The organism is Promicromonospora noduliphila (assembly GCF_056951025.1).
Genome location: NZ_CM167806.1, coordinates 5,149,167 through 5,168,027, shown reverse-complemented (window position 1 = coordinate 5,168,027; position 18,861 = coordinate 5,149,167). Strand labels below are relative to the sequence as shown.

The following is an 18,861-nucleotide window of genomic DNA, read 5'->3' as shown; positions in this document are numbered from 1 at the left end:
GGCGCGCGGTTCAGGCCCTGCTGGTCGCGCGCCTCGACCGGCTCCGGAACGACGACGGCGTCTCGCCCGTCAGCCGCGCGAACGTCCGGGTGAACGAGGGCTGGTCGTAGAAGCCCGCGGCGGTCGCGACGTCGGCCAGCGGCACGGTGCTCGACGTGAGGAGGTGCGCCGCGCGGTCCACCCGGAGCCGCAGCACGAGCTGCCGGGGCGAGAGCCCGAAGACCCGCCGCACCCGCCGGTCCAGGGACGCGGGCGTGCAGTCGGCCAGGACCGCGAGGTCCGCCACGGAGGGCACCTCGCCTTGCTCCAGCAGGCGCTCGATGTCGCCACGCAGTCGGGCCATGGCCTGGATCGTCGCGTCGTCGGCGTCGCCGGAGCGCAGGTCCTGTGACACGGACACGAGCCCCACGTAAGCGCCGGACTCGTCGTGCAGCGGCAGCTTGGAGGTGAGGAACCAGCCCGGCGCCCCGCCGACGTGCCGGATCAGCTCCAGCTCGCCCCGCAGCGGCTTGTCGGTGGTGCGGACCAGCTCGTCCTGGCTCTCGTAGCGCTCGGCGAGCTCGGGCACGAACAGGTCGGCGGCGCGCTTGCCGATGACGTCGCGCCGCGACCGCTCCCTGGTGCGTCCCACGAAGACCTGGTTGACCAGCACGTACCGGCCGTCGGCGTCCTTGGCGCAGAACATGACCCCGGACAGCTCGTCCATCAGGGCGACCATGGCGGGGTGCAGTGCGGCCAGCAGGGCCCGCGCCTCAGGCCGAGCGGCACCGTTCGACGGGTTGCTCATCGGGTCCCGATGCTACGCGGCGCGGCGCCGGCCGCTTGGCCGAAACCGGTGCGGATCGCGAGTGATCCTGCCAATACAGGCGTAGCGCACCGGGTGCACCCTGGTGTCATGAAGACCTCTGCCCGGCGCGAGAGCGCCGTCACCGCCGATGTCCCGACCGGGGGCGCAGGCGCACCGGACAGCGGCGCGCCGCAGGCTCCGACCGAGCCGCCCGCCGAGTCCGCCGCCGACACCCTGGTCGAGGACGCCGTAGCCCTCGCCCGGACCTGGGTCGGAAGCGCCACCGGAGCCGCCGCCACCGAGGGCGCAGGCACCCCCGCCGCGTCCCGCTCGAAGACCGACAAGGCCGTGGCCCGCGCCTCAGCGGCGCTGGGCGCGCTCGTGTCCGACCCGGCGGGCCTGGAGCTCGCCGTCGGGTTCGTCGACGACGTCGCCCGCCCGCAGGACGCCCGCGTCGCCGCCAAGGCCCTGGCCCGGCTGGGCAAGAAGGCCGGCAGCGCCACGTTCCTCAGCGCGAGCGACCGCGCCCTGTTCCGGGCCGGCGCGCTGGCCGCGCCCGCGTTCCCCGGCATCGTGGTGCCCGCCGCCCGCGCCCGCCTCCGCCAGCTCGTGGGCCACCTCGTGGCCGACGCCGGCACCGGGCTCACCGCCCACCTCGCCCGCACCCGGGCCGAGGGCTACACCCTCAACGTGAACCTGCTCGGCGAGGCGGTGCTCGGCGAGGAGGAGGCCGCGGGCCGGCTGGCCCGCACCATCGCGCTCGTGGAGCGCCCCGACGTCGACTACGTGTCGATCAAGGTCTCCAGCGTCGCCGCGCAGCTCGTCACGTGGGACCTCGACGGCTCGCGCGACCGCGTCGTCGAGCGCCTGCTGCCGCTGTACCGCGCCGCGCGCGACCACGGCGTCTTCCTCAACCTCGACATGGAGGAGTACCGCGACCTCGCCCTGACCACCGCGGTGTTCACCGAGATCCTGGGGCGCGACGAGTTTCGCGGCCTGGAGGCGGGCATCGTGCTGCAGGCCTACCTGCCGGACGCGCTCGGCGCCCTGGACGGCCTCACCGAGTTCGCCACCCAGCGGGTCGCCGACGGCGGCGCCCGCATCAAGGTGCGCATCGTCAAGGGCGCGAACCTCGCGATGGAGCACGTCGAGGCCACCCTGCACGGCTGGCCGCAGGCGCCGTACCCGTCCAAGCCGGACGTCGACGCCAACTACGTGCGCATGCTCGACCACGCGCTGCGCCCGGAGCGCGCCCAGGCGGTCCGCATCGGCGCGGCGTCGCACAACCTGTTCCACGTGGCGCTCGCGATCCTGCTCGGCCGGGCGCGGGGTGTGTCCGAGGCGCTCGACATCGAGATGCTCCAGGGCATGGCGCCCACCGAGGCGGCGGCGGTCCGCGACGAGGTCGCCAAGGACGACGGCCGGGTGGTGCTCTACACCCCCGTGGTCCGCGACGAGGACTTCGACGTCGCGATCTCCTACCTCGTGCGCCGGCTGGAGGAGAACGCCGCGGAGCAGAACTTCCTGCACGCCGCGTTCGCCCCGCCGGCCTCGGCCGCCACCGCCGCGTCGGAAGGTTCCGCGATGGACCGGCAGGAGGCCGCGTTCCGCGCCTCGGTCGAGCTGGGCGTCCACTACGCGCCGGACGACGTCACGCCGCGCCGCCGTCCGCGCCCCGCGCCGCAGCCGGTGGCCGGGCCGTTCCACAACGCCGCCGACACCGACCCAGCCGTCGCCGCGAGCCGCGCCTGGGCGCAGCTGGTGACGAGCACACGGTCCGGCTACGTGCCGGCGCTCGCCGAGCCGCTGTCGACGCCGGCCCAGGTGGACGACGTCGTCGCGCTCGCCCGCCGCGCCGGGGCCGCGTGGTCGAAGGTCTCCGCGGGCGACCGTGGCCGCGTGCTGCGCGCGGCGGCCAAGCACCTCGAGGCCGCTCGCACGGACCTCGTCGCGGCCATGGTGCACGAGGCAGGAAAGACCGTGGCCGAGGCCGATCCGGAGGTCAGCGAGGCGGTCGACTTCGCCGCGTACTACGCGCAGGCGGCCGAGGCGCTCGACCCGACGTCGGAGGCCTGGCCGGGCGCCCACTTCATGCCAGAGGGCGTCACCCTGGTCACCCCGCCGTGGAACTTCCCCGTCGCCATCCCCGTCGGCGGTGTGCTCGCGGGGCTCGCGGCCGGGTCCGCGGTGATCGCCAAGCCCGCGCCGCCCACGCCGCGCTGCCTGGAGATCGCCGTCGAGGCGGTGCACGCCGCCCTCGATGAGGTGGCGCACGAGATCGGGCTCGACTCGGCGCTCGCGCGCGACGTCGCGCAGTTCGTCCGTGTGCCCGACGGCGACCTGGGCCGCCGCCTCGTCACCCACGACGGCGTGTCCCGGGTGATCCTGACGGGCGCCATCGAGACCGCCGAGATGTTCGCGTCCTGGCGGCCCGAGCTGGCGGTGCTCGCGGAGACCTCCGGCAAGAACGCGATAGTCGTGACGCCGTCCGCGGACCTCGACCTGGCCGTCGCCGACGTCGTGCGCTCGGCCTTCGGGCACGCCGGGCAGAAGTGCTCGGCCGCCTCGCTCGTGATCCTCGTGGGCTCGGTGGGCGACCCGCGTACCGCGACGGGCGAGCGGTTCCGGCGGCAGCTCGTGGACGCGGTGGGGTCGCTCGCCGTCGGACCAGCCACCGACCTCGCCACCGTGATGGGCCCGCTCACCGAGCCGGCCCAGGGCAAGCTGCTGCGCGCCCTGACCACGCTGGAGCCGGGCGAGTCGTGGCTCGTGCGCCCGCGCCGGCTCGACGCCGCGGCGCAGGAGGCGGGCCTCGGCCGCGGCCGCCTGTGGACCCCCGGCGTGCGCGACGGCGTCCGCCCCGGCTCGTTCTTCCACCTCACCGAGGCCTTCGGCCCGGTGCTGGGCATCATGACGGCCCGCACCCTGGACGAGGCGATCGAGCTGCAGAACGCGGTCTCGTTCGGCCTCACGGGCGGCATCCACTCCCTGGACGACGCCGAGGTGGAGCACTGGCTCGATCGGGTCGAGGTCGGCAACGCGTACGTGAACCGGCACATCACCGGCGCGATCGTGCAGCGGCAGTCGTTCGGCGGCTGGAAGGCGTCCTCGGTGGGGCCGGGCGCCAAGGCCGGCGGCCCCAACTACGTGGCACAGCTCGGCCGCTGGGAGGACGCGCCCGGCGTGCCCTCGCGCACGGCGGACCCGGCGGGCTGGCTCGCCTGGGCCCGCGCCGACGACGACCGCGCCTGGGTCACCGAGTTCACCCGCGCGCACGACCCGTCGGGGCTCGGCGTCGAGTCGAACGTGTTCCGCTACCGGCCCGTGCCCGGCATCACCGTGCGGGTCGGCGCCGACGCCCCGGACGTCGAGGTGCGGCGCGTGCTGGCCGCGGCCACGCGGGCGGGCGTACCGGCGACCGTCGTCGGACGCGAGACGACGGACGAGGCGTTCGCCGACGCCGTCGCCGACGGCAAGGTGACCGGCCGGATCCGCGTGGTGGGCGCGGCCCCGGGGCTACGCGAGGCCGCGGCGAGCCGCCTCGGCTCGGTGACCGTGCTGGACGGGCCGGTGCTCGCCAGCGGCCGCCGCGAGCTGCTCACGATGCTGCGCGAGCAGGCCGTGAGCCGCACGATGCACCGCTACGGGCACCTGCGTACCGCGTAGGCGTCCGGCACTCCGGCACTGCGCGGGCGGCCTGCGTACCGCGTGGGCGACGGGAAGCTTCTCCTCGCGGAGGTGTGTTGCGTGCAGTAGACACCGTCTACTCGACGCAACACACCTCCGCGAGGAGAAGTTTCCCGAGGCCGACGCGCCGGCCCTCGCGGCAGGCTTTCCGGAGGTGGGCTCTCCTCCGCCCGGCGGGTGTTCCGGGGAGGAGCGCCGGCGGCTTCAGGCCGATTCGCCCTCGACCAGGCGGGGGGCGAAGACCCGGCGCTCGTCGCGCACCGGACGGCCCGCGACCAGGTCGACGAGCATGCTCGTCGCGGCGCCGACCATCTGCACCACCGGGTTGTGCACGGTGGTGAGCCGGGGTGACGTCGTCTCGGCGATGCCGAGGTCGTCGAACCCGACGACCGAGACATCCCCCGGCACGGACCGTCCGCGCTCGGCGAGCACGCGGAGCGTGGCCTCTGCCATCAGGTCGGAGGCGGCAAAGATCCCGTCGAGGTCGGGGTGCGCGTCCAGCAGCCGGGCGGCCGCGACGAGGGCCCCGGCGACGGTGAAGTCGCCCTCGACGACGGCGTCGTCGGACAGGCCGGCGTCGCGCAGCGCGTCCCGCCAGCCGATCATCCGGTCCACGCCCGCCGGCATGTCGAGCGGCCCGGTGATGGTGCCGATGCGCCGACGTCCCCTGTCGATCATCCGCTGCGTGGCGATGCGCCCGCCCGTGACGTTGTCGACGTCCACGTAGCGCAGGCCGCGCGAGAAGGACGGGTCGGGCTCGAACAGCCGCCCGACGAAGACCGCGGGCAGCCCGGCCGGGCCGAGCTCCGTCTCCAGGTGGTCGCCCCGGTGGTGCGAGGCCACGATGACGCCGTCCACGTGCCCGCTGCGCAGGTAGCGGCCCACGCGGCCGCGCTGCTCGCCCGGGCGGGCGAGCAGCAGCACGAGCTGGAGGTCCGTCCCGGCCAGCCCCTCGCTGACGCCGGCGAGGGTGCCGGACAGGAACGGGTCGGTGAGGATGCGCTGGTCCGGCTCCGGCACCACGAGGGCTATCGAGTCGGTCCGCCGCGTCACCAGGGAGCGGGCGGCCCGGTTGGGCGCGTACCCGAGGCGGGCGACGGCGTCGTCCACCGCGGCCTGCGCCTCGGGGGAGACGCGCAGGCCACCGTTGATGGCACGCGACGCCGTCGACCGGGACACCCCGGCCGCCTGTGCCACGTCGTCCAGGGTGGGTGGGCCTGAGGTCGTCACGCCTGCGGAACCGCCTTGTCTGCGCCGTCGCTGCCGTTGTCGTCGCTGCCGCCGTCGTCGCCGGGGCGCGGCTGGGGCGCAGCCGGTCGCTCGGGAACGGCGTTGGCCCGTGCGACCTGACCGTACCAGCGGCCCGACGCCTTGACCGTGCGCTCCTGCGTCTCGAAGTCGACGCGCACGAGCCCGAAGCGCTTGCCGTAGCCCCACGCCCACTCGTAGTTGTCGAGCAGCGACCAGCCGAAGTAGCCCCGGACGTCGGCGCCCTCGTCGATCGCGTCCTTGACGGCGCGCAGGTGCACGTCGACGAACTCCAGGCGCTCCTGGTCGTCCACGAACCCGTCGGGCCCGACGACGTCCTCGTACGCGCTGCCGTTCTCCGTCACGTACAGCGCGATGCCGCGCGGCCCGGTGTAGTCCCGCTGCAGCCGCAGCAGGAGCCGGGTCAGCCCCTCGGGCTGCACCTCCCAGTTCTGGTCGGTCACGGGCAGTCCGCGCGGGTGCGTGTACGCGCCGTCGCCGCCTGGGAACGGGGACGACGTCGGCCGGCTCACCGGGGCGCCGCCGTCCAGGGGGTGCTCGGCGGGCCGGGCCGAGACGGCATTGCCGTGGTAGTAGTTCACGCCCAGCGAGTCGATCGGCGTCGAGATGATCTCCAGGTCGCCGTCCTGGATGTGCCGTTCGAGCCCGTACTCGCGCACGTCCTCCAGCACGTCGGCGGGGTAGGCGCCGCGCAGGATCGGGTCGGCGAAGATGCGCGTGAACCCGCCGTCGAGCCGGCGTGCGGCGTCGACGTCGGCGGGGTCGTCCGGGTCCAGCGGGTCCTCGACCTCGAAGTTGAGCGTGATGCCGAGGTTCGCGTCCGGCGCCCGTTCCCGCAGCGCCTGCACGGCAAGGCCGTGGGCCAGCGAGAGGTGGTGCGCGGCCGCCAGGCCGTCCTCGCGGGACTGCCGGCCGGGCGCGTGCTGGCCGCCGGTGTAGCCGAGGAACGCGGCGCACCACGGCTCGTTGAGCGTGGTCCACACGTCCACCCGGTCGCCGATGGCCTCGTGCATCGTCACGGCGTAGTCGCGGAACCGGTATGCGGTGTCGCGGTTCACCCAGCCGTTGGACTCGGCCTCGATCGCCTGCGGCAGGTCCCAGTGGTAGAGCGTGAGCCAGGGCAGGATGCCCGCGCCCAGCAGCTCGTCCACGAGCCGGTCGTAGTAGGCAAGGCCGGCCGGGTTCACCGCGCGCCCGCCGGGGACCACCCGCGCCCACGACGTCGAGAACCGGTACGCCTGGATGCCGAGCTCCTTCATGAGCGCGACGTCGGCCGGGTAGCGGTGGTACTGGTCGCAGGCGACCTCGCCGTCCTCCTGGTTGACGACGGCGCCGGGGATCCGCGTGAACACGTCCCAGACGGAGTCCTCACGGCCGTCGGTGTGCGCGGCGCCCTCCACCTGGTAGGCGGCGGTCGCGGCGCCCCACAGGAAGCCGTCGGGGAAGGCGACGGCGCCCGTCGTGTTCGCCGTCGGCTCCGTGCGCGGGACCGACGGCGTGTACGGCAGCACGACGCCCGGGGCGGGCTCGCGTCGCGTGCCCGCCGGAGTCTTGACGTTCAGCGTCATCTCGTGCGTCATCCCTTCACAGCTCCCTGCATGATGCCCGCCACGAGCTGCTTGCCGACGAAGGCGAAGATCACCAGCAGCGGGAGCGTCACGAGGAACACACCGCCCATGACCAACGAGTAGTCCACGAAGTAGTTGGCCTGCAGCGACTTTACGACGAGTGGCAGCGTGGGGTTGCTCGAGCTGAGCACGATCGACGGCCAGAAGAAGTTCGTCCACTGCTGGACGAACGTGAACAGGCCGAGCATGGCCGCGGCCGGGCGGGCGGCGGGCAGCGCGATGCTCCAGAACGTGCGGATCATCGAGGCGCCGTCCACGCGGGCGGCCTCGATCAGCTCGTAGGGCAGCGCCTCGGACAGGTACTGCGTCATCCAGAAGACGCCGAACGCGCTGACCAGCACCGGCACGATGACCGCCTGCAGCTGGTTGATCCAGCCGAGGTCCGACATGAGGATGTACAGCGGGATCACGCCGAGCTGGGTGGGCACCGCCATCGTGGCGATGACGAACACGAGCAGCGGGCCGCGGCCGCGGAAGCGCAGCTTCGCGAACGAGTACCCGGCGAGCGTCGAGAACATCACGACGGCCAGCGAGACGACGACCGCGATGATCACCGAGTTCGTCAGCGCCAGCCAGAAGTTGATCTGCGTGGACTCGATGACCGTCTGGAACTGGGTGAACAGCGACAGGTCCGGCAGCCACTGCGGCACGGGGCTCTGCGAGATCGCGACCGGGTCCGACGAGCCCAGGAGCAGCGTGAAGTACAGCGGGAAGGCCGAGATCAGCAGGGTGATCCCGAGCAGCGTGTAGACGATCCAGCCGGCGCGGTGCGTGGCGCTCCCGGAGGCCTTCCGGGCCCGACGGCGGGCGGCGGCCCTGGCGGCACCCTCACCCGCGGTCTGGGCGGTGACAGCGACGGAGCTCATGCGTTACCTCCGGTGGTGCTCTTGCGCCTCGACTTCTTGACTGCCGTACCCGACGACGAGATACGCCGCGTGACCAGGAAGTTCACGAGGCCGATCGCGACGATGAGGAGGAACAGCATCCACGCGACGGCGGACGCCCGGCCGAGGCTGTGCTGGTCGCCCCAGGCGAGGTCGTACAGGTACACGACGGTGGTCATCCAGTTCTGGTCCGGACCGCCGAGCTCGTAGGCGTCGTAGAGGCGGACCTCGTCGAAGATCTGCAGGCCGCCGATGGTCGAGGTGATGACGACGAAGATGATGGTGGCGCGGATCTGGGGCACCGTGACGGAGAAGAACTGGCGCACGCGTCCGGCGCCGTCGATCACGGCGGCCTCGTAGAGGTCGCGCGGTACCGCCTGCATCGCGGCGAGGAAGATGAGGGCGTTGTAGCCCATCCAGCGGTAGTTGACCATCGTGGCGATGGCGATGTGGCTCGCGATCCGGTCGCCGTGCCAGGCGATCGAGTCCAGCCCTATCCCGTTGAGCAGGGCGTTGATCAGGCCGTACTGGTCGGCGAACAGTCGGCCGAAGATCATCGAGACCGCGACGGGCGCGACCACGTACGGGACCAGGACGCCCATGCGCCAGAAGGTGGCCGCCCGCAGGTTCTGGTCCAGCAGGGCCGCGATGATGATCGCGATGATCACCTGCGGGACCGAGGAGAACAGGAAGATCGAGAGCGTGTTGACCAGAGCCTTCCAGAAGGTGGGCTGGGCCAGCACGAACGTGAAGTTCTCCAGGCCGACGAAGTCGCCCTGCCCGCCGAGCAGGCTCCACTCGTGCACCGAGACGAACGCGGTGTACGCGAGCGGGAACAGGCCGGTCACCGCGAACAGGATGAAGAACGGCGAGATGTAGAGGTACGGGGAGAGCTTCACGTCCCAGCGGCCGAGCCGCTGGGAGAAGCCGATTCTGCGCGACTCGCGCTGGGGCGCACCGGGGCCCGGTGCCGATCGTTCAGGTGTCAGGACAGCCATTTCATCTTCCGCCGCGTCATCGTCGGGTGGTCACTTGGATACGGATCGGTGGTCGAGCTTGTCGAGACCTGAGGTCTCGACAAGCTCGACCACCGGATCACATCAGCCTCTGCCCGGCTCGGGACCGGGCTCAGGCTCAGCCGAGGGCCGAGGCCTTCTGGACGGCCTCGTCCCAGGCCTCGTCGGCGTCCTGCGACTTCGTGACGTCCACACGGTTGAGGGCGTTGGTGACCTCGTCAAGGATGGCGAAGTAGTTCGCGCCCTTGTAGGGGGCGCTGTCGATGGTCTGGGCGCGGGTGGCGAAGATCTCGCCCACGGGCGCGTCGTTGAAGAACGGGTTGGTGAAGCTCTGGACGGCCTCGGAGTCCTGCGCCTCGACCTGCGACGGGAAGGTGCCCGCCGACTCGAAGAACCGGGTCTGCTGCTCGGGTGCGGTCAGCCACGCGGCGAGCTCCTTCGCCGCCTCGGTGTTCTCACCGGAGGCGGGGACGGTCAGGAACGAGCCGCCCCAGTTGCCGCCGCCGCCGGGGAAGACGTTGGCGACGTCCCAGCCCTCGACGCCGCCGGCGCGCTCCTCGACCGGGCCGGTCATCCAGGCGGGGCAGATCATCGTGGCGAAGGCGTCGTTCTGGAAACCGGCGTCCCAGTCACCCTCCCACTGCACGAGGCCGGCCGACAGCCCGTCCTCGACGGAGCCGATGATCTGGTCGTAGATGTCCTTGACCTCGGTGTTGTCCGCGAGGTCCTTGGGCTCGCCCGTCTCGGCGTCCTCGAACGCCTCGGGGAGCTGGTTGACCATGCCCTGGAAGGTGCCGCCGACGCTGTCGTACCAGGCGGCGTCGGACTCCTTCACGAACTCGCGGCCCGCGGCGAAGTAGTCCTCCCACGTGGCGTCCTCGCCGCCGAGGAACTCGGCGACCTCCTCGCGGTCGGTCGGCAGGCCAGCCTCCTCGAACAGGTCGGACCGGTAGCAGATGGCCTCGGGGCCGATGTCGGTGCCGTAGCCGATGACCTTGCCGTCGGGCGTGGTGGCCTGCTGGACCTTCCAGTCCACCCAGCGGCCGTCGAGCTCGGGGTCGGCCAGGTCGGTGAACAGGTCCGGGTACTGCGTGAGCTCCGGCAGCCAGTCGACCTCGATGGCCTCGATGTCGGCCAGGCCCTCGCCACCGGCGGCGAGCTTGGTCGTCAGGTTGGTACGAGCGTCGTCGCTGGTGGCGGCCGTGACGTGCTCGACGGTGACGTTCGGGTGCTCCTCGGTGTACTCGGCGAGCACCTCGTCCGTGTAGCCGAAGTTGTTGAACGTCGCGACCTTCAGGGTGATGGGGCCGTCGTCGGCGGATCCACCTTCGGGCTCCTCGGACCCACCGCAGGCGGTGAGCGCGAGGGCGACGGCGGCGACACCGGCGGTCGCCTGGAGGGTACGGGCGGCGGCGCGCCGCGTGGGTCGGGTACTGCTGAGCACTGGGGACTCCCTTGTCGTGCGGTCTGGGGCGTTACGGACACGGCTGCGGTCGCGCGACGCGTTGTGGCACGTCGCTGTACCGCTGGGAGCGCTTCCACACCCAAGGTGTGGAAGCGCTACCACGCGACAGATCGTTGCGCCGTACACCGTGCCGTGTCAAGGGAAGCCCATGGCGAGGGCGCCCCGCGTCAGGACTGGAGCCGCATGTCCTCGACCGTCTGAACGGCCCGGTTCCAGGCGATCTCGGGGCCCACGTGCCCCGTGTCGACCGCGGTCAGCGCATTGGTCAGCTCGTCGCGGATCCGGAAGTAGTGCGGTCCCTTGTACGGCGCGCCGACGATGGACTGGGCCCGGGCCGTGAAGATCTTGCCCACCGGGGCGTCGTTGAAGAACGGGTTGACGTAGGCCTGCACGGCCTGCGAGTCCTGCGCCTCGAGCTGCGACGGGAACGTGCCTGCTGTGGTGAAGGCCCGCGTCTGCTGCTCGGGGGCGGTGAGCCACGCGGCCAGCTTCTTCGCCTCCTCCGGGTAGTTGCCCGCGGCCGGCACGGTCAGGAACGAGCCGCCCCAGTTGCCGCCGCCGCCGGGAAAGACGTTGGCCACGTCCCAGCCCTGCACACCCTCGGAGTACGACTGGATCGGCCCCATCATCCAGCCGGGGCACAGCATCGTCGCGAAGGCGTCCTGCTGGAACGCCGCCGTCCACTCGGGGGACCACTGCGCGAGGCCGGCCGAGAGACCGTCGTCGATGGCTCCGATGATCTGGTCGTAGACGGCGCGGACCTCCGTGTTGATCGCGAGGTCGGTCGGCAGCGCGGTCGCCGGGTCCTCGAACGCCGCGGGGAGCTGGTTGATCATGCCCTGGAACGTGCCGGTGGCGCCGTCGAACCACGCGGCGTCGGACTCCGCCACGAACCGCTTGCCCACCTCGAAGTAGCGCTCCCAGGTGGCGTTCGCGCCACCCAGCAGCTCCGCCACCTCCTCGCGGCCGGACGGCAGGCCGGCCGCCTCGAACAGGTCGGCGCGGTAGCAGATGGCCTCGGGGCCGATGTCGGTGCCGTAGCCGAGCAGCTTGCCGTCCGGCGCCGTCGCCTGCTGGACCTTCCAGTCCACCCAGCGCTCGGTGACCTCCGGATCGGTCATGTCGAGGAAGAGCTCGGGATGCCGCATCAGCTCGGGCAGCCAGTCGACCTCGACGGCCGCGACGTCCGCAAGCTCTGAGCCGTCGCCCGTGGTGAAGGCCTTGAGCATCTGCAGCCGCGCCTCGTCGGAGGTGGGCGCGACGATGTGCTTGACGGTCACGTTCGGGTGCTCCTCCGTGTACGCCGCGAGCATCTCCTCGGTGTACCCGAAGTCGTTGAACGTGGACACGGTGAGCGTGATCTGCTCGCCGTCCGCCGGGCCGGCCGGGCTCTGGCCCAGGAGCGAGCCGCAGCCGGCGAGCGGCAGGGCGAGGACCGTGAGCGCGGCGAGGGCTGCACGACGGGGGGCGACGGCCCGACTTCGGACCGGTCTGTTCTTGCTCGGCACTGGTACTCCTCAGGTTGAGCGCGCGGATGTCGCTGCGTGAAAGCGATATCAGAGCACAAACTTGCCCACATCCGACACAGATCTTCGCCGAGTTTCTGGTGCCTTGTCGTTCAAAATGGGCAAATCTGGAACAAGCATGAACCGTCATTGGTACATTGCTGTCCGAAATGCCACTATCGCCCTGCGGGGTGAAACGGTTCGTCAGGAGACGGCCCGCACGGGCCTTCGGCGTGGCGGCCGGGCGTGTCCCCGCCGGGGTCGTCCCGTGGGCGGGGCCGGGACACGCTGGGTTCAGGTGGTCCCGGCGCGCTTGTCGGCGAGCCAGTCGCGGCCCGCCTCCGCCTCGGTCTCGAGCGTGGTGCGGACAGCGCTGACCGCCGCCTCCTCGATCACCGCGCCGAACAGCGGCACCGTGGCCCGTACGTCGCCCGCGTAGGTGAGGCGCGTGCCGCCGTCGGGCAGAGCGGTCAGGGCGGCGGTGGCGGTGACGCGCACCGGTGCGCCCATGATCTCGACCGCCACCGTGCCCGTGCGGCGGCCCTCCGCGGCCGCCTCCCAGGCCTCGGCCTGACGGATCTCGAGGTGCGCGCCCACGAGCGGGCGGGCCTGCACGGGGATGATGTCGGTGGGCAGGGTGCGGCGCACCACCACGGTGAACCCCTCGACGGCGGAGCCCGTCACGTCCGCCTGCTCGACCACACCGTTCGCCGAACCCGTGGAGCGCTGGGCCCGCCACCGCACGAACGACTCGTCGGCGAGCATGGCGGAGACCTCGTCGATGGTGGCGGGGAACGTCAGGTCCACTGTCAGGTGCACGGGCTTCCTCCTCGCGCCGACGGGGCGTGCCGGTGATGGAACTCTAACTGACACATGGTGTGCACCGGAGGTGCAGGGGGACTCGTTCGGCGCAGGTCACGTGGTGTGCACTCATCGGGTCGTGCGCGGTTCCGGCATAGGCTGGGCGCGTGTCCGCGATGAGTGACCTGATCCTTGAGCACGCCGACCTCGAGCCGGCCGACGTCGAGTGGCTGCACCTCCTGGTCGGCGACTGGCAGGTGGTCTCGGACCTCGCGTTCGCGGACCTCGTGCTGTGGCTGCCCACCGACGACGGGCGGTTCGTGGCCATCGCGCAGTGCCGTCCGTCGACGGGCGCCACGGTGCACTACGACGACGTCGTCGGTTCGTTCGCGCCCGAGGGGCAGCGCCCGCAGCTCGCCAGGGCGATGGCGGAGGCCAAGGCGCAGCGCGCACGGGAGCCGCGCTGGTTCGGGGCGTACGCGGTGCGCGAGGAGGCGATCCCCGTTGTCCACAAGGACGCGGCGATAGCGGTGATCGCGCGGCAGACCAACCTGGGTTCGGGCCGGACGCCGTCGCGCCTGGAGCTGAACTACGTCGAGGCGGCGGACGACCTCGTGGCGATGATCCCGCGCGGCGAGTTCCCCCTGCCGAACGCGGCGACCGGTTCGCGCCGCGGCGCCCCGCGTGTGGGCGACGGCCTGATCCGGCTCAACTCCGAGGGCGAGGTGCTGTACGCGAGCCCGAACGCCCTGTCGTGCTTCCACCGGCTCGGGGTGATCGGGCCGCTCGTGGGGCAGTCGCTCGTCGAGGTCACGGCCGACATGGTCGAGCAGCTCAAGCCCGTCGACGAGTCGCTGCCGCTCGTGGTGATGGGCCGCGCGCCGTGGCGCACCGACATCGAGGCGCACGGGGTGTCGCTGTCGCTGCGGGCGATGCCGCTGACCGACCGCGGTCAGCGGATCGGTGCCGTGCTGCTGTGCCGCGACGTGTCCGAGCTGCGCCGGCGCGAGCGGGAGCTGATCACCAAGGACGCGACGATCCGCGAGATCCACCACCGCGTGAAGAACAACCTGCAGACCGTCGCCGCGCTGCTGCGGCTCCAGGCCCGGCGGATGGACGTGCCCGCGGCGAAGGAGGCACTGGAGGAGGCCATGCGGCGCGTGTCGACCATCGCCTTGGTGCACGAGAGCCTCTCGCAGACCCTGGACGAGCAGGTCGAGCTCGACGACATGGTGGGCAGGGCGCTGCGGCTCACGGCCGACGTCGCGTCGGCGTCGACCTCGGTGCGGACCGTGCGCACCGGCTCGTTCGGCATGGTCCCGGCACAGGACGCGACGCCGCTCGCGCTCGTGCTCACGGAGCTGGTCACCAACGCGGTGGAGCACGGGTTCGTGGGACGCTCGGCGGGCACGGTGGAGATCGTGGTGGAGCGGCAGAACTCCGACCTGCGGGTCGTCGTGGCCGACGACGGCATCGGGATCCCCGAGAACGGCGGGGCCGGCGGACGGGGCCCGGGCAGCGGCCTCGGGACCCAGATCGTGCGGACGCTCGTCACCAACGAGCTGGGCGGGACCATCGAGTGGTCGGCCCGTGAGGGCGGCGGTACCGAGGTGGTGCTGCAGCTCGTGCTGCGGGTGGCAGAGCCCGCACGGTCCTGACGCGTCGAGGAAAAGCACGAGCCGCGCCCGGGCGGAGGGGGAGTGCTCAGGCGCGGCTCGCGGAAAACGTGGTGCGGGTGGTGCTGTGCTGTCGGGTCAGCTCGTTGCCGTCAGGTCAGCCGGCGCGACGAGCGCGCGCGGTGCGGCGCTTGAGCGCACGGCGCTCGTCCTCGCTCATACCGCCCCAGACGCCGGCATCCTGGCCGGACTCGATGGCCCACTTGAGGCAGGTGTCGACGACGTCGCAGCGACGGCACACGGCCTTGGCCTCCTCGATCTGCAGCAGGGCGGGGCCCGTGTTGCCGATGGGGAAGAACAGCTCTGGGTCCTCTTCGAGGCATGCTGCGCGGTGGCGCCAGTCCATGGTCACGTACTCCTTGGCAGGAACTACCCACCGTCCGGCTCGCCACGAGGGAGCATCGTCGTCGTGCGTCTGGGGCGCGCAGGTCTGGTGTGCTGGATCGTTGTCTCGATCCCTGTGCGCCAGGCGGCGACCGACGGGGGTTTGTTCGGGGGTGTGTGGGATTGCTGCGTCTAGGTTCACACGCTCGTGAACGCTCGCACAAGGGGTTACGGTGAAGTTTCTCGGCCGTGAACCCTGAGGGATCGGTCACACTATTGTGAATACCCCGCTCACCAGTATCCTAGTCCGTCGTGCCCGTACTGGAAGCCTTTTTCGCGCCCCGTGTTCCGGCGTTTCTTCGTGCCCTGGTGATCGGCGTCGTGGCCGAAGTGATCGGGCTCGTGGCATTCGCCGTGGTGTTGCTTGCCGAGCTTGTTACGGGCCGTTCCACGTCCGTGGGCGTGAGTCTCTTTCTGGTGCTCTTCCTCCTGGGTGTCGCCTTGGTACTCGTGCTGTCCTGCCGGGCACTGCTCGCGGGTCGTCGTTCGGGGCGCGGACCCGTCGTGACCTGGCAGCTCTTCCAGATCCTCGGGTCCGTCGCCGCGATCGGCAGCGGCACGGGGCTCGTCGTCCTGGGTGGGTGGGCGGCGCTCGTGGTCGCCGTGGCGGTTGGCGCGCTGCTCATGACGCCGTCCGTGGTTGCGGCGACGTCGGCGACCGGTTCGGAGGACTGAGCGGGCTCGTAGGACTGGGCTCGTTCGTGTCGGGCTCCAGGACCTGGCACAGCACCGGATCGTCCCGGCCGCACCACACGGCCCGGCCCGGCGGGCCGCCCGAGCCCGCGAACCGGGCGGGCGCCCCGAGCACGACGTCGGCCGCGCGGTCGGTGCTCAGCAAGACCAGGCGCGGTCCCATCCGTGCCGCCAGGCCGCCGACCGACGGGCCGTCGGCGGTGACGGCGAACGCGATACCCGAGCGCAGGGTTGCTGGTGGGAGCGTGGCGCGTGCGTCTTCTGCGCCGTCTACCAGCATCAGCGTGCGAGTTGGGCCGATGTCCGTGTCGGACAGGAGGCTCGCGACGGCGCGGGCGTCGTCCGGGTGGATCGTTCGGCCGTAGCCCGGCTCGTGTCGCAGGGGCGCGAGTGCGGCGGGGTCGCGGGTGATCGCGTGTACCGCCCAGCCTTGTCGTAGGGCAGCGAGTGCGAGCGTGACGAGCGCGGTGGTGCGGCCCGAGCGGGCCCGCCCGAGGATCGCGAGGTGGCCGTCCTCCGGGTGCCAGGTGACGGTCGTGCGGCGCTGTTGGTCGGGGTCGTCGCCGAGGGCGAGCATCAGGCCGGCCCGGTCACGTCGGGTGGCCGACGGGAGGTCCGCGCGGGTGACCCGGAAGGGGAGTGGCGGCAGCCACGGCGGGGAGCCGGGTATGTCGCCTCGCGCCAGCGCCGCGCGGCGGGCGGCGTCGACCACGAGTGCGGCGATGTCGGGCCCCTCGATCGCGTTGGGAACCCTCGGGACAGGCCCCGCCGGGCCTCCCGGCCAGGCCGGGGCGCGGCGCACCAGCGGGATTGGGGCCTCGGGCACAGCCCCGGCGTGCGCGCACTGCAGCAGTACCGGAGGGGCCGATCCCAGGCGCAGCACGGCCCGCCCCGGCGTCGTCGCGGGGATGCGCGCGGCGGCGGGATCGTCGAGCACGTCGCGCGACTCCAGGGGGTCGGTGACGCGGAGCGCGAGGCGAGCGCTGACATTGGCCCGTAGGTCGGGGCCGACGGCGCCGCCCGGCCGCTGCGTCGCGAACACCAGGTGCACGCCGAGCGACCGGCCTTGGGCGGCGATGCGCAGCAGGGCGGGCAGGAACTCGGGCAGGTCGTCCGCCAGGGCGCGGAACTCGTCGATCACCACGACCAGCCGGGGGAGAGCGCCGGGTGGGAGCGCCGCGATATCGGGTACGCCGCGCTCGGCCAGGACGCGCTCGCGACGGCGCAGCTCGGCGCGCAGGCCGGCGAGCGCCCGCGCCGCCAGGCCCGGTTCGAGGTCGGTGACCTGGCCGACGACGTGCGGCAGCCGTCGGCACGCGCCGAAGGTCGCGCCGCCCTTGAAGTCGACCAGCACCAGCGCGACGTCGGCGGGCGACCTGGTCAGCGCGAGACCGAGCACGAGCGTCTGCAGCAGCTCGGACTTGCCCGATCCGGTGGTGCCGGCGACGAGCAGGTGCGGTCCGTCGCGGACCAGGTCGAGGCGCACGGGCGCGCCGTCGGTGCCGATACCGAGCGGCACGGCCCAGCCGTCGGCGGCCGCCCACCGTGCGGCGACCAGGTCCGGCCCCGGAACCTTGGTGAGGCCGTGCGCCCTGGTCAGGGACACGCCGCCGGGCAGGCGAGGATCCTCCGGCTGCCCGACGGCGGTGGTGCCGGGTGTGCCGCTTGGACCGCCGCCGAGATCACCCCCACGACCGCTGCCGCCAAGGACGCTGCTGAGGTGGCGACCGTTGAGGACGCCTCCGCCAACAGCGGCACTGTCGAGAGTGCTGCCGCCCAGGCCGCTGCCGGGGCTCCAGTGGCTGTCTCCTTGGAGAGCGGCCGCGGTCCGGCCGAGCCCGGCGGCGCCCGCGAGCAGACGGGCCAGGTGCTCGGCCCACTCGGCGGTGACGCCGACGAGCGGCACCACACGGGCGGCGCCGTCCGGCCCGGTGATCCGGACCCGGCGGGCGTCGAGCACCTGCACGACCGTGCGGTAGCCGGAGGGGACGGTCTCGACGGACACCACCAGGCGGCCGGCCGCGTCGTCGATCACCAGGACGGGCGGTCTGTGGCCAGGGAGCCAGCGGGTCCAGGACCAGCCCGTGGTGTTCCCGCGGACCCGCACCGTGGCTCCGCGGACGGCGAGTCCGGCGACGATCGCGCGGGCGACTGAGCGGGCCAGGTCGTCGGGGCCGAGTACGGCGACCGCGCCGTCGTGCAGGAGGTGGTCCCAGGGGTTGTCCGGCACGAACCGGAGGTACGGCGCGGCAGTGGTCGGGCCGGTGCTCCGGACCGTGGCGAGCGCGTGCTGCGCCGCCGCCCAGGCGCCCGGCGAGACCTGGGCCGCCGCGTGCGCGAAGGCCAGGAGGCGGGCCGGGCCCGGCAGCTCGCGAGGGCGGGTCAGCGTGGCGTTGGTGGTCGTGGACCGGCGCAGGGCCGCACGGAGCTGCGGCGCGGCCACAACCAGGCCTACCAGCGCAAACATCGCCAGCATCGGCTGACGGAGCGCTGCGGCGAGGGCCAGGGACGCGACGGCGGGGAGCAGCCCGAGCACCCAGGAGGGGCCGCCGGGTGAGGGTTCTGTGCGAGGGACGAGCCACTCCGCCGACCCTCTCGACCGGCGGATCACGAGGCGCCCGCCGGGTCGTGGGTCATCGTCCGATCGGAGGTGTCCGGCCGATCCCGGGTCCCTGCCCAACCCCGGGTTTCCGCTCGATCGCAGCGGCCCGCCCGATCGTGAACCTCCGCCCGATCGCCGCCACCGGCCCGATTCTGGGCGCCCACCGCGGCGCAGGCGGAGCCAGGTGCGCAAGGCGGTCCACGGCCCGTCGGCACCCACGATCGTGCCGGCGTCGGGCCCGGTGACGCGGGCGACGAGCCACGGGCTGTCGAGGGCGGAACGCGGACCGGCCGACGACATCGGACCAGGCCATGGCGTCCGGCCAGGCCATGGCGTCCGGCCAGGCCACGGCGTGCGGCCAGTCGACGGCGCCCGGCCAAGTGATGGCGTCCGGCTTGGAGCACCGAGTCGCTCCACGTGCACGACGGCGCCGGGAAGCCCCACGCGCTCGACGGCCCCAGGGA

The 18,861-nt window shown here is 72.6% G+C and carries 13 protein-coding genes; 3 read left to right on the top strand and 10 right to left on the bottom strand.

The window, feature by feature from the left end:
• Positions 1-10 precede the first annotated feature (10 nt).
• Entirely contained in the window at positions 11-787 is a 777-nt protein-coding gene (locus AC0QU1_RS22440; protein ID WP_483572569.1) for an AraC family transcriptional regulator, read from the bottom strand.
• Positions 788-895: 108 nt separating this feature from the next.
• Between AC0QU1_RS22440 and AC0QU1_RS22435 the strand changes: the two genes are divergently transcribed.
• The gene (locus tag AC0QU1_RS22435; protein ID WP_483572568.1) at positions 896-4,453 is read left to right on the top strand and encodes a bifunctional proline dehydrogenase/L-glutamate gamma-semialdehyde dehydrogenase; all 3,558 of its coding nucleotides are present in this window, start codon (positions 896-898) and stop codon (positions 4,451-4,453) included.
• Positions 4,454-4,678: 225 nt separating this feature from the next.
• Here the strand turns inward: AC0QU1_RS22435 and AC0QU1_RS22430 are convergent, their stop codons facing one another.
• From AC0QU1_RS22430 to AC0QU1_RS22400, 7 genes are all read right to left on the bottom strand, one after another.
• On the bottom strand, positions 4,679-5,704 hold the full coding sequence (locus tag AC0QU1_RS22430; protein WP_483572567.1) for a LacI family DNA-binding transcriptional regulator: 1,026 nt from the start codon (positions 5,702-5,704) through the stop codon (positions 4,679-4,681).
• Positions 5,701-7,323 carry a GH1 family beta-glucosidase gene (locus AC0QU1_RS22425; RefSeq protein ID WP_483572566.1) on the bottom strand — a complete coding sequence of 541 codons (1,623 nt, stop codon included), beginning with the start codon at positions 7,321-7,323 and terminating at the stop codon, positions 5,701-5,703. Before AC0QU1_RS22425 ends, AC0QU1_RS22430 begins: the two co-directional genes overlap by 4 nt.
• Positions 7,320-8,237, bottom strand: coding sequence for a carbohydrate ABC transporter permease (locus AC0QU1_RS22420; RefSeq protein ID WP_483572565.1), 918 nt, complete (start codon positions 8,235-8,237; stop codon positions 7,320-7,322). Before AC0QU1_RS22420 ends, AC0QU1_RS22425 begins: the two co-directional genes overlap by 4 nt.
• Positions 8,234-9,253 carry a carbohydrate ABC transporter permease gene (locus AC0QU1_RS22415; RefSeq protein WP_483572564.1) on the bottom strand — a complete coding sequence of 340 codons (1,020 nt, stop codon included), beginning with the start codon at positions 9,251-9,253 and terminating at the stop codon, positions 8,234-8,236. The genes AC0QU1_RS22420 and AC0QU1_RS22415 overlap by 4 nt, the downstream gene beginning before the upstream one ends.
• Before the next feature lie 136 nt (positions 9,254-9,389).
• The gene (locus AC0QU1_RS22410) at positions 9,390-10,715 is read right to left on the bottom strand and encodes an ABC transporter substrate-binding protein (protein WP_483572562.1); all 1,326 of its coding nucleotides are present in this window, start codon (positions 10,713-10,715) and stop codon (positions 9,390-9,392) included.
• Positions 10,716-10,903: 188 nt separating this feature from the next.
• Positions 10,904-12,244 (bottom strand): ABC transporter substrate-binding protein, encoded by a 1,341-nt coding sequence (locus tag AC0QU1_RS22405; protein WP_483572560.1) that lies wholly within the window; start codon positions 12,242-12,244, stop codon positions 10,904-10,906.
• 291 nt (positions 12,245-12,535) lie between these two features.
• The gene (locus AC0QU1_RS22400) at positions 12,536-13,060 is read right to left on the bottom strand and encodes a DUF2505 domain-containing protein (protein ID WP_483572558.1); all 525 of its coding nucleotides are present in this window, start codon (positions 13,058-13,060) and stop codon (positions 12,536-12,538) included.
• Between the two features lie 158 nt (positions 13,061-13,218).
• Here AC0QU1_RS22400 and AC0QU1_RS22395 point away from each other — a divergent pair, with 158 nt between their 5' ends.
• Positions 13,219-14,700 (top strand): sensor histidine kinase, encoded by a 1,482-nt coding sequence (locus AC0QU1_RS22395; protein WP_483576783.1) that lies wholly within the window; start codon positions 13,219-13,221, stop codon positions 14,698-14,700.
• 115 nt (positions 14,701-14,815) lie between these two features.
• Here the strand turns inward: AC0QU1_RS22395 and AC0QU1_RS22390 are convergent, their stop codons facing one another.
• Positions 14,816-15,064: a WhiB family transcriptional regulator gene (locus tag AC0QU1_RS22390; RefSeq protein ID WP_026365970.1), complete on the bottom strand. Its 249-nt coding sequence runs from the start codon at positions 15,062-15,064 to the stop codon at positions 14,816-14,818.
• A gap of 440 nt (positions 15,065-15,504) precedes the next feature.
• Between AC0QU1_RS22390 and AC0QU1_RS22385 the strand changes: the two genes are divergently transcribed.
• Positions 15,505-15,777: a hypothetical protein gene (locus tag AC0QU1_RS22385; RefSeq protein WP_483572556.1), complete on the top strand. Its 273-nt coding sequence runs from the start codon at positions 15,505-15,507 to the stop codon at positions 15,775-15,777.
• On the opposite strand, the gene AC0QU1_RS22380 is transcribed toward AC0QU1_RS22385, so the two are convergent.
• Positions 15,725-18,331 carry an FtsK/SpoIIIE domain-containing protein gene (locus AC0QU1_RS22380; protein ID WP_483572555.1) on the bottom strand — a complete coding sequence of 869 codons (2,607 nt, stop codon included), beginning with the start codon at positions 18,329-18,331 and terminating at the stop codon, positions 15,725-15,727. The two genes, AC0QU1_RS22385 and AC0QU1_RS22380, sit on opposite strands and share 53 nt — an antisense overlap.
• Between the last annotated feature and the right edge of the window lie 530 nt (positions 18,332-18,861).